The sequence below is a fragment of the Streptomyces aureoversilis genome, from assembly GCF_042657885.1.
GTDB classification, from domain to species: Bacteria; Actinomycetota; Actinomycetes; order Streptomycetales; family Streptomycetaceae; genus Streptomyces; species Streptomyces aureoversilis.
In genome coordinates this window covers 422791-433286 of record NZ_JBHSKJ010000005.1, presented here as the reverse complement: position 1 = coordinate 433286, position 10496 = coordinate 422791, and the positions used below count along the sequence as shown (strand labels likewise).

At 71.3% G+C, this 10496-nt stretch carries 10 protein-coding genes and 2 tRNA genes; 5 read left to right on the top strand and 7 right to left on the bottom strand.

The genetic code is table 11. The annotated features are described in order from the left end of the window. Both ACFPP6_RS12025 and ACFPP6_RS12020 read left to right on the top strand, forming a co-directional pair. On the top strand, positions 1 to 272 hold a 272-nt coding region (locus ACFPP6_RS12025; protein WP_382040111.1), incomplete at its 5' end, for a methionine adenosyltransferase domain-containing protein. A 32-nt stretch (positions 273 to 304) separates the two neighbouring features. Beyond that, positions 305 to 1285, top strand: coding sequence for a carbohydrate kinase family protein (locus ACFPP6_RS12020; protein ID WP_382040108.1), 981 nt, complete (start codon positions 305 to 307; stop codon positions 1283 to 1285). Positions 1286 to 1421: 136 nt separating this feature from the next. Here ACFPP6_RS12020 and ACFPP6_RS12015 read toward each other — a convergent pair whose 3' ends face one another. Both ACFPP6_RS12015 and ACFPP6_RS12010 read right to left on the bottom strand, forming a co-directional pair. Then, positions 1422 to 2012: a flavodoxin family protein gene (locus tag ACFPP6_RS12015; protein WP_382040105.1), complete on the bottom strand. Its 591-nt coding sequence runs from the start codon at positions 2010 to 2012 to the stop codon at positions 1422 to 1424. Continuing rightward, a complete protein-coding gene (locus ACFPP6_RS12010; RefSeq protein WP_382040103.1) occupies positions 2002 to 2634 on the bottom strand; it encodes a hypothetical protein in 633 nt (210 codons plus the stop codon). Before ACFPP6_RS12010 ends, ACFPP6_RS12015 begins: the two co-directional genes overlap by 11 nt. A gap of 518 nt (positions 2635 to 3152) precedes the next feature. Here ACFPP6_RS12010 and ACFPP6_RS12005 point away from each other — a divergent pair. Continuing rightward, complete coding sequence (locus ACFPP6_RS12005; protein WP_382040100.1) at positions 3153 to 4205, top strand: hypothetical protein; 1053 nt, start codon at positions 3153 to 3155, stop codon at positions 4203 to 4205. 90 nt (positions 4206 to 4295) lie between these two features. Here ACFPP6_RS12005 and ACFPP6_RS12000 read toward each other — a convergent pair. Further along, positions 4296 to 4368 (bottom strand) — tRNA-Ala (locus ACFPP6_RS12000). 118 nt (positions 4369 to 4486) lie between these two features. On the opposite strand from ACFPP6_RS12000, the gene ACFPP6_RS11995 reads away from it, so the two are divergent. Together ACFPP6_RS11995 and ACFPP6_RS11990 are read left to right on the top strand one after the other, a co-directional pair. After that, positions 4487 to 5032: a helix-turn-helix domain-containing protein gene (locus ACFPP6_RS11995; protein ID WP_058045309.1), complete on the top strand. Its 546-nt coding sequence runs from the start codon at positions 4487 to 4489 to the stop codon at positions 5030 to 5032. A 13-nt stretch (positions 5033 to 5045) separates the two neighbouring features. Beyond that, on the top strand, positions 5046 to 6200 hold the full coding sequence (locus ACFPP6_RS11990; protein ID WP_382040096.1) for a serine/threonine-protein kinase: 1155 nt from the start codon (positions 5046 to 5048) through the stop codon (positions 6198 to 6200). Positions 6201 to 6306: 106 nt separating this feature from the next. On the opposite strand, the gene ACFPP6_RS11985 is transcribed toward ACFPP6_RS11990, so the two are convergent. The 4 genes from ACFPP6_RS11985 to gyrA form a co-directional block, all read right to left on the bottom strand. Then, complete coding sequence (locus ACFPP6_RS11985) at positions 6307 to 6441, bottom strand: DLW-39 family protein (protein ID WP_003958712.1); 135 nt, start codon at positions 6439 to 6441, stop codon at positions 6307 to 6309. 181 nt (positions 6442 to 6622) lie between these two features. Beyond that, a tRNA-Ile gene (locus ACFPP6_RS11980) sits at positions 6623 to 6696 on the bottom strand. Between the two features lie 71 nt (positions 6697 to 6767). Continuing rightward, positions 6768 to 7352 carry a DUF3566 domain-containing protein gene (locus ACFPP6_RS11975; RefSeq protein ID WP_417801532.1) on the bottom strand — a complete coding sequence of 195 codons (585 nt, stop codon included), beginning with the start codon at positions 7350 to 7352 and terminating at the stop codon, positions 6768 to 6770. Between the two features lie 471 nt (positions 7353 to 7823). Beyond that, positions 7824 to 10454: a DNA gyrase subunit A gene (gyrA, locus tag ACFPP6_RS11970; RefSeq protein ID WP_382040092.1), complete on the bottom strand. Its 2631-nt coding sequence runs from the start codon at positions 10452 to 10454 to the stop codon at positions 7824 to 7826. Positions 10455 to 10496 lie beyond the last annotated feature (42 nt).

The following is a 10496-nucleotide window of genomic DNA, read 5'->3' as shown; positions in this document are numbered from 1 at the left end:
AGGTGCAGGTGGCGTACGCGATCGGCAAGGCCGAGCCGGTGGGTCTGTTCGTGGAGACCTTCGGGACGAACACGATCGACACGGACAAGATCGAGAACGCGATCGCCGAGGTCTTCGACCTCCGCCCCGCCGCGATCATCCGCGACCTCGACCTGCTGCGTCCGATCTACGCGCAGACCGCCGCCTACGGCCACTTCGGCCGTGAACTCCCGGACTTCACCTGGGAGCGCACCGACCGCGTCGCCGCCCTGAAGAAGGCCGCAGGGGCGTAACCAGCCGAACCGCAGGCAAGGAGAGAGCTCCCGTGCGCATCGCAGTCACCGGTTCGATAGCCACCGACCACCTGATGGTCTTCCCCGGACGCTTCGCCGACCAGCTCATCACCGAGCAGCTCGACAAGGTGTCCCTGTCCTTCCTCGTCGACCACCTCGAAGTCCGCAGGGGCGGCGTGGCGGCCAACATCTCCTTCGGCCTGGGCCGCCTCGGCCTGCGCCCGGTGCTCGTCGGCGCGGCCGGCGTCGACTTCGCCGAGTACGAGGCCTGGCTGCGCGCCGGCGGCGTGGACACCGGGTCCGTCCGGGTCAGCGGGACCCTCCACACGGCCCGCTTCGTCTGCACCACCGACGCCGACCAGAACCAGATCGCCACCTTCTACGCCGGGGCCATGGCCGAGGCCCGCGAGATCGACCTGGCCGAGGCGGCCCGGCGCGCCGGCCGGCTCGACCTCGTCCTCGTCGGCGCGGACGACCCGGCCGCCATGCTGCGGCACACGGCCGCCGCCCATCGCCTGGGCGCCGCGGTCGCGGCCGACCCGTCCCAGCAGCTGGCCCGGCTCGACGCGGACCAGACCCGGTCCCTCGTGGACGGCGCCCGCTTCCTGTTCACCAACGAGTACGAGGCGGCGCTGCTCAAGGAGCGGACGGGCTGGACCGCACAGCAGGTGCTGGGCCGCGTCGGCATGTGGATCACCACGCTCGGGGCCGACGGCGCGGTGCTCGCCCGGGCCGGCGAGGACCCCGTGCCCGTCCCCGCGGTCCCGGCGGGCGCGATCGCCGACCCGACGGGCGCGGGGGACGCGTTCCGCTCCGGGTTCCTCGCCGGAACCGCCTGGGGCTGGACGGCCGAACGGGCCGCCCAGCTCGGCTGCACCCTGGCCACCACCGTCCTGGAGTCCACCGGCACCCAGGAGTACAAGCTCGTGCCCGCGGACCTCGTGGACCGCGCCGCCGGCGCCTACGGGCCGGGCGCGGCCGCCGACCTGGAGCTGCGGCTGGCGGGGGTGTGAGAAGGGCTCTGCGGCCCGCGCGACGTGCGCGGGCCGCAGAGCCCTTTCCGTGTGACGGCCCCCCGCCCGGCCGCGCCCGGCGGACCCGGGTCGTCTCGGACGGACTCGGACCGTCTCAAGGCAGCCTCGGCCCGTCTCAGGCCGCCTCGGCCCGGTCCCGCTGCGCACCGGCCGTGAAGAACGCCGCCGCCTCGTCGAGCGCGTCCTGGTCGTCGTGCACCTGGCCCGGCCGCGTGCCGCTGCCGAGCAGGACGCCGCCGAAGTCCATGCCCATGAACTCGGCGGTGAGCCGCAGCGAGCCGGCGAGCGGCTCGGCGACCCGGCGGTCCCGGGTGGCGTGCCCGGCGACGCCGTACAGCGTCCGGCCGCCCATGGCCGCCCGGAAGCCGGCGCCGGGCACGCGCAGCCACCCCGACCAGTGGTCCAGGTAGAGCTTGGCGGGCGTGGCCAGGCTGTACCAGTAGACGGGGGAGACGATGACGAGGTCCGTTGCGGACAAGGTCGCGTCCAGCAGCATCCGGGCGTTCCCGGTCGGCTGCGGGTACGCCCCGTCGCCCTCGTGACGCAGGTCCTCGAAGGGGTCGAGCGGGTGATCGGTGAGCCGTATCCACTGCTGCTCGACCGAGGCCGGCAGCGCCTCGGCCGCCTTCCTCGCCAGCTGCTCGGAGTTGCCGGGCACCCCGGGCTTCCTCGAACTGGCCAGCAGGAAGAGGAATTTACGTGACAACGGGGACCTCTCTCAGAAGGAGGGCCGGCCCGCCGGCCCGGCGGTGCCGGCCGGAACAGGCGACGGCGGCGACGGCGGAAGCCGGCGTCGGCACGTCGTGCACCCAGAAATTACCCGACACCTCCTGCGGCGCAGTGGTGCGTTCGGCGCCGGAGAGCCTGGCCAGCGCCTTCCGCCGGACCCGCTCCCGGGCGGACGCGGCGCACGCCTGCCCCTCGACCCGCTCGAGCGCGAGACAGAGCCGGACCCCGGCGGAGAGCCCGAGCACCCAGGCGTCCGCGGACCAGACGAGGTCCAGGACCAAGGGCGTCGCGCACGGACCCGCGTGGAGCGCCGGCACCTCCCCCCACGGGCGCCGCCCCGCGGACGTCCACATCCCGGCGGACAGGTCGATCGTCTCCGGAGCCGCCCCCACGAGATCGGCCAGCACGCGCCGCGCACCGGCGCGGGCCGCCGCGAAGCCGCGGCGCTCCGCCGGGCGCGGGATGCGGGCGCACCGGATCTTCTCCTCGCGCGACAGCAGCGCGATGTCGCCGATCGCGTCCGCGTCGCGCCCGCCCGGGCGGCCCGCGTCGCAGAACCACACGTGCACTTCGCCCCTCGCGGGGAGTGTGCGATTCACCGTGCCTCCTCCCGCTCCGTCCGGCTGGGCCGAGAAGCGGAGCCGGTTACTCAAAGAGCAGAGACGGCTACCTGGCGCCGAATCCCATTCCTTTTCGGAAAGGCCACCGGTAGGGTCTGTGAAGGCCGAAAGAACGGTCGACTGGGGAGGGACGTCAGATCAGATGACAGGGACAGCCCTGCGGATTTCCATGAATGGAATGTTTCCGCAGTGCGAAGCCGTCCCCACCACCGGGCCTACCAGGGCTGACTCTGCCAGATGATGTCGTCGGTACCGTCCTGGCCTGCCACGGAGCCGCCCCCGAGCCCCCCGGCAATGCCGACCGCGGCCATGAATGCAGAAATAGCAGAATTAAACTTCACGTCAAATCCCCCCGGTTATGCAGTGGCTGTCCGGACGCCACTTCCCGTTACCCCCACGGTGCCCCGGAAACCGGACCGGGCGCCATAAGCGCCCTATGGCGAGAAGTCGTCAGCGAGTTCTCTTCACCCTCCACCGAGCCGACGATTGAGAAGAAAATGGACAAAATCGCTACAGAGGCGCCCCTCTCGCCTCTCGGTGACCTCCATGTACTGCTCTACCGCATGGCCCTCGAGCACGGGCGGCTCCGGCCGCGGGACGCGGCGCTCCACCTGGACGTGCCCGGAGCCGAGGTCTGCGCCGCGGTGGACGAACTCTCCCGGCTGCACCTGCTCCACCCCGCCGAGGACGCTCCGGAAGCGGCCCGGCCCGCGAGCTCGGCGGCCTGCGACGGCGACACCGAGTACGCCCCCCGCAGCCCCGACGTCGCGGTCACCCACGTCACCGGTCCGATCGAATCGCAGATCCAGCAACTCCACCGCGAGTCCGAGCGGATGAGCAGTCACGTGATGGCGATGAAGCCGGTCTTCGAGGAGTCCTGGCACGGCCACTTCACCCGGACCCCCATCGAGTACCTGACCACCCTCGACGCGGTCCGCGCCGCCCTCGCGCGCCTGTCCGCCGCCGCCCGCGTCGAAGTCGCCGCCGCCCACCCCGACCTGCCCGCCCCCGCCACCCTGGAGGAGGGCCTGCAGCGCACCACCGAGACGATCGGCCGCGGCGTGCTCCTGCGCACCGTCTATCCCCACTCGGTGCTCTCCCACGCCTACATGCGCCAGCACCTGAGCCGCATGGTGGCGCTCGGCGCCCAGGTCCGCACCACGGGCCACGTGCCCGACCGGGTCCTCTTCTTCGACGCCACCACGGCCGTCCTCGCCGACCACGGCAGCTCCTCCGAGGACGGCAAGGGCGCGCTCGCCGTCCGGGACCCCTCGCTCGTGCGCTTCCTCTACCGCTCCTGGGAGAGCGCCTGGGAGTCCGCGCGGCCGTTCACCGGAGAGACCGACGACGGCTCCGCCAAGGACGAACTGCGCCGCTCCGTCCTCGAACTCCTGGAGTCCGGGATGAAGGACGAGGTGGCGGCCCGCAGGCTCGCGATGTCCGTCACCACCTACCGGCGGCACGTCACCGAGCTGCTCACCGAGCTCGGCGCACAAAGCCGTTTCCAGGCGGGAAGCTACGCCCGCCGCGCCGGACTGCTGGAGGGCTGACGGGCGGCACATGCCCGCGGCACTGCCCGGCGGCACCCATGAAAAAATCCCCTCCGCCCCGCGTTTCCGCAGGTCAGAGGGGATTGGTTGTGGAGCCTAGGGGAGTCGAACCCCTGACATCTGCCATGCAAAGACAGCGCTCTACCAACTGAGCTAAGGCCCCGTCGCCGACCAGACTACCCGGTGCCCGCGCTCTTTTCCGACCGGGTATCGCCGGGGCCCAGCACTCTCCGTAGGATGCACCGCAAGATTCGCTGCAGCGAAGCGAAGGGGAGAGCGAGATGGACGCAGCACAGCAGGAAGCCACCGCGCGCGCACGGGAGCTGCAGCGGAGCTGGTACGGAGAGCCTCTGGGGGCGCTCTTCCGCCGTCTCATCGACGACCTCGGCCTCAATCAGGCCCGCCTCGCCTCCGTGCTCGGCCTGTCCGCGCCGATGCTCTCGCAGCTGATGAGCGGGCAGCGCGCGAAGATCGGCAACCCCGCGGTGGTCCAGCGGGTCCAGGCCCTGCAGGAGCTCTCCAGCCAGGTCGCGGACGGCACCGTGAGCGCCGCGGAGGCCGCGGACCGGATGGAGGAGGTCAAGAAGAGCTCGGGCGGCTCCGTCCTCAACTCCACGCAGACGACGGCCAGCAGCGGTGCGCCGACCGTCCGCCGGGTGGTCCGCGAGATCCAGTCGCTGCTGCGCTCCGTGGCCGGCGCGGGCGACATCATCGAGGCCGCGCAGAGCCTCGCCCCCACCCACCCCGAACTGGCCGAATTCCTGCGGGTGTACGGCGCCGGGCGGACCGCCGAGGCGGTCGCGCACTACGAGGCCCACCAGAGCTGACCGCGCGCACGCGATGGGTGAGCTCTTCGCCGGGCGGTACGAGCTGGTGGACCCGATCGGCCGGGGCGGGGTGGGGGCCGTCTGGCGGGCCTGGGACCGGCGCCGCCGCCGCTACGTGGCGGCCAAGGTCCTCCAGCAGAGCGACGCCCACACCCTGCTGAGGTTCGTCCGCGAGCAGGGGTTACGGATCGACCACCCCCACGTGGTCGCGCCGATGAGCTGGGCGGCCGACGACGACAAGGTGCTGTTCACCATGGACGTGGTGGGCGGCGGCTCCCTCGCCCATCTCATCGGCGACTACGGGCCCTTGCCGCCGCACTACGTGTGCGTCCTGCTGGACCAGCTGCTCTCCGGCCTCGCCGCGGTGCACGCGGAAGGCGTGGTGCACCGGGACATCAAGCCCGCCAACGTCCTGCTGGAGGCCACCGGCACCGGCCGGCCCCACGTGCGGCTGTCCGACTTCGGCATCGCCATGCGCAAGGGCGAACCGCGCCTCACCGACGCCAACTACGTGATGGGCACCCCCGGTTATTTCGCCCCGGAGCAAATGCTGGGCGAAGAGCCCGATTTCCCGGCGGACCTCTATGCGGTCGGCCTGACGGCGCTGTACCTCCTCACCGGCCGCAAGCCCGACGCCGAGGCGCTCATGGAGCGCTTCACCGAGCACGGCACGCCCTGCGCCCCGGAAGAGGTCCCCGAGCCCCTCTGGCAGGTCGTTGCGGGCCTCCTGCAGCCCGAGCCGGGGATGCGCTTCCGTACGGCCACAGGGGCGCGCAAGGCCCTTGCCGCGGCCATGGAGATGCTGGACGGCCCCGCCGCGACCGAGGAGCCCATCGAGGTCTTCGACCAGCTCGGCCCGCTGCCCGCGGGGTTCGGCCCGGAGGGCCCGGCGCACGCGCCCGTACCGGCGCCGCCGCCCCTGCCGGCCTATCCGCCCCCTCCGCCGGCCCGGCTGCCGCAGCTGCCGGCCCAGCTCCCGCCGGGCCGGCTCCCCGCCCAGCTCCCGCCGGACCGGCTCCGGACACCGGCCACGCGCGCGTACACGGCGGTGCGGCCCGTACGGCACCGGATGCGGCAGCCCGGGCCGCCCGCGAAGGTGGCCGTGCCGGTGCTGATCGTGGCGCTGCTCTGCCTGGGAATCGGCATCTGGGCCCTCAACGCCACATAGGTTGCTTTCGCAACCCAATTATTTGCAGTTGAAAACCGCAGGCCGGCCGAAAACAACAGGGCCCCGGCCGTGTCGGCCGGGGCCCTGCTCAGGACTCGTTTTTGTCTCACACACCCGAACCTGCGGGCACGGAGTCGGTCGCCTCCGTCCACAGGTCCTGCTCGGCGCGATCCGCCTGGATCTGGCGGTACACGAGGAGCCCGCCGATGGCGGCCAGTGCGACCAGGAGGAGCTTCTTCACCGCGCGACCTCGTCTTTCCTTGACGTAAGGGGACCTCTGGTGGCCGATGATACACACCGGCCGATACCGATCGGTGACCTGTGCGGCGTCCCGTCCGCGATCCGGCCGCGGGCCCAACTGCCCGTCCTGCGAAAACAGATCGGCCCGGGCGGAGAAATCTCCGACCGGGCCGATCGTGCGGTGGGGCTAACAGGACTTGAACCTGTGGCCTCTTCCTTATCAGGGAAGCGCTCTAACCGTCTGAGCTATAGCCCCGCGCGACACCGAAAGATTAGCGCACTCGGGGCCCAGTCCCAAAATCCTGTCGGACCGGGCCCCGGCCGGCGCTATTCGTCCTCGGCCAGCGTGAGCTCCACACCGCCCACGAAACCCGCCGAGAGGTTGTAGATGAAGGACCCCAGCGTGGCCAGCGCGGTGGCCAGCACCACGTTGATCACGGCGATGACCGACGTGAAGAGCAGGGTGTGCGGCAGCGACAGGAACGACTGCAGGTCGAAGCCGCCGCCGTCGCTGGAGCTCGTCGCGTCGCTGATGGTGCCGCCGACGGTCGAGAAGACGCCCATGGCGTCCATGACCGTCCACAGCACGGCGGAGGCCACGATCGTGCACACGCCCAGCGCGATCGACAGCAGGAAGCTGACCTTCATCACCGACCACGGGTCGGCCTTGGCCACCCGCAGCCGGGCCGTACGCGTACGCGGCTCCGGACGGCCCGCGGGACGCGGTGCGGCGCCTGCCGCACCACCGGGACGTGCGGCGCCCTGAGGGGCCGCCGGGCGCGGGACGGAGCCCGCCGCCCCACCGGGCTTCCCGGCCCCCTGCGGGGCCGCCTGGGGCGCCTGGGAGCCCTTGGCGGGTGCGCCCTTCTTCAGGGCGCCCGAAGGAGCCTTGGAGCCGTCCTGGCCCGGGATCCGGGGCGGGGCCTTGACGGCGTTGCGCGGGTCGGCCGAAGCGGCCTTCGCCGAACCCTTCGCCACGGGCTTGCCGCCGTTCTCCCCGGCTTTCACGCTCTCAGCCTCGTCTGCCACGGATGCAGCCTTCCCGGCCTCGGCGGCCTTCACGTCTGCGGACTGCGCAGCCTTGGGGCTCGCGGCCTTTCCGGCCTTCGCGGCCTTCACCGCCTTCGCCGGCTTGCCGGCGTCGCCGGATCCGGCGTCCTCCCCGGCCACGGCCGGCTCGGCGCCGACGGAACCGGCCGGCGGCTCGTACGCCTTCGGCGGGTGGTACGGCTCCGGCTTGCGGGTGTCCGTCAACGTCCCCCCTCGGGAGTCGGCGTCCGCGCCGGGGCCACGGGCGCCGGCCTCATCGGTAGCAGGTGCGGCGGTAGTGCTGCGCTCGGCACCTGCACCGCTTGCCGCGGCGCCCGTGGCTCGACTCACGACTTACTCCTCGATGTTCCCTGCCGGGGCGGATGCGCCCTCGGCACCCTCAGCTCCGTCGCCCTCGACTGCATCGGCCGGCTCATCGACCTCTTCAGCCTCGCGACCGGCTTCGGCGTTCCGTGCGATGCCCACAACGGCATCACGCTTGCCCAAGTTGATCAGCTGAACGCCCATGGTGTCACGGCCCGTCTCCCTGACCTCGCTGACCCGTGTACGGATCACGCCGCCGCCGAGCGTAATGGCAAGGATCTCGTCGGTCTCCTCGACCACCAGCGCACCGACCAGCGAGCCACGATCCTCCACGATCTTGGCCGCCTTGATACCGAGGCCGCCGCGGCCCTGAACGCGGTACTCGTCCACGTTCGACCGCTTCGCGTAACCGCCGTCGGTGGCGGTGAAGACGAACGTCCCCGGGCGCACGACGCTCATGGAGAGCAGCTCGTCGCCCTCGCGGAAGCTCATGCCCTTGACGCCGGAGGTGGCCCGGCCCATCGGACGGAGCGCTTCATCCGTAGCGGTGAAGCGGATCGACTGGGCCTTCTTGCTGATCAGCAGCAGGTCGTCCGCGGCGGAGACCAGCTCGGCACCGATCAGCTCGTCCTCGGCGCCGCTGTCCGTCTCGCGCAGGTTGATGGCGATGACGCCGCCGGACCGCGGGGAGTCGTAGTCCTTGAGCGGGGTCTTCTTCACCAGGCCCGACTTGGTGGCGAGCACCAGGTACGGCGCGACGTCGTAGTCGCGGACGGCGAGGATCTGGGCGATCTTCTCGTCCGGCTGGAAGGCCAGCAGGTTGGCCACGTGCTGGCCGCGGGCGTCACGGCCGGCCTCCGCCAGCTCGTAGGCCTTGGCGCGGTAGACCCGGCCCTTGTTCGTGAAGAACAGCAGCCAGTGGTGGGTGGTGGAGACGAAGAAGTGGTCGACGATGTCGTCTTCCTTGAGCTTCGTGCCCCGCACGCCCTTGCCGCCGCGCTTCTGCGAGCGGTAGTCGTCGGTCTTGGTGCGCTTCACGTAGCCGCCACGCGTGATCGTGACGACGATGTCCTCCTCGGCGATCAGGTCCTCGATGGACATGTCGCCGTCGAAGGGCACCAGCGCCGAGCGCCGGTCCTCGCCGAACTTCTCGACGATCGCCGTGAGTTCCTCGCTGATGATCTGGCGCTGGCGCTCGGGCGAGGCGAGGATCGCGTTGTACTCGTTGATCTTCGCCTGGAGCTCGTCGTGCTCCGCCACGATCTTCTGGCGCTCCAGGGCGGCCAGGCGGCGCAGCTGCATCTCCAGGATCGCGTTGGCCTGGATCTCGTCGATCTGCAGCAGGCCCATCAGGCCCTCGCGGGCGATGTCGACGGTCTGGCTGCGCCGGATGAGCGCGATGACCTCGTCGATGGCGTCCAGGGCCTTGAGCAGACCGCGCAGGATGTGGGCGCGCTCCTCGGCCTTGCGCAGCCGGAAGCGGGTGCGCCGGACGATGACCTCGATCTGGTGCGTCACCCAGTTGCGGATGAACGCGTCCAGGGAGAGGGTGCGCGGCACGCCGTCGACCAGCGCCAGCATGTTGGCGCCGAAGTTCGTCTGCAGGTCGGTGTGCTTGTAGAGGTTGTTCAGCACGACCTTGGCGACCGCGTCCCGCTTGAGGACGATCACCAGGCGCTGGCCCGTGCGGGAGGAGGTCTCGTCGCGGACGTCGGCGATGCCGCCGATCCGGCCGTCCTTCACCAGGTCGGCGATCTTCTGCGCGAGGTTGTCCGGGTTGACCTGGTAGGGCAGCTCGGTGACCACCAGGCACTGACGGCCCTGGATCTCCTCGACCTGGACCACCGCGCGCATCGTGATCGAGCCGCGGCCGGTGCGGTAGGCCTCCTCGATGCCCTTGCGGCCCACCACGAGGGCGCCGGTCGGGAAGTCGGGGCCCTTGATGCGCTCGACGAGCGCGTCCAGCAGCTCCTCGGCCGAGGCCTCGGGGTTGGCCAGGTACCACTGGGCGCCCTCGGCCACCTCGCGCAGGTTGTGCGGCGGGATGTTGGTGGCCATGCCGACCGCGATGCCGGCGGAACCGTTCACCAGCAGGTTGGGGATGCGCGACGGCAGGACCGTCGGCTCCTGGTTGCGGCCGTCGTAGTTGTCCTGGAAGTCGACGGTCTCCTCGTCGATGTCCCGGACCATCTCCATGGCCAGCGGCGCCATCTTGCACTCGGTGTAGCGCATGGCGGCGGCCGGGTCGTTGCCCGGGGAGCCGAAGTTGCCGTTGGAGTCCACCAGCGGCATCCGCATGGCCCAGGGCTGGGCGAGGCGGACGAGCGCGTCGTAGATGGAGGTGTCGCCGTGCGGGTGGTACGAACCCATGACGTCACCGACGACGCGGGCGCACTTGTAGAAGCCCTTCTCGGGCCGGTAGCCGCCGTCGTACATCGCGTAGAGCACGCGGCGGTGCACCGGCTTGAGGCCGTCGCGCACATCGGGCAGCGCACGCGAGACGATGACGCTCATCGCGTAGTCGAGGTAGGAGCGCTGCATCTCCGTCTCGAGCCCGACGGGCTCGACGCGCATGCCCACGCCCTCCAGCGGGGCGGGCGCGCCCTCGGGGGTCACCTCGGGCACGGGAGCGGTGGGGGTCTCAGGGGTCTCGTCGGCCATTGCTGTTCAAAGTCCTTTCGCGCTGCGGCTGTCTCGTGAGGG

Coding starts and splice junctions, on each gene's coding strand:
- gyrA (WP_382040092.1), bottom strand. CDS start 10,454: ATGGCCGACGAGACCCCTGAGACCCCCACCGCTCCCGTGCCCGAGGTG.
- ACFPP6_RS12005 (WP_382040100.1), top strand. CDS start 3,153: ATGGACAAAATCGCTACAGAGGCGCCCCTCTCGCCTCTCGGTGACCTC.
- ACFPP6_RS11990 (WP_382040096.1), top strand. CDS start 5,046: ATGGGTGAGCTCTTCGCCGGGCGGTACGAGCTGGTGGACCCGATCGGC.
- ACFPP6_RS11995 (WP_058045309.1), top strand. CDS start 4,487: ATGGACGCAGCACAGCAGGAAGCCACCGCGCGCGCACGGGAGCTGCAG.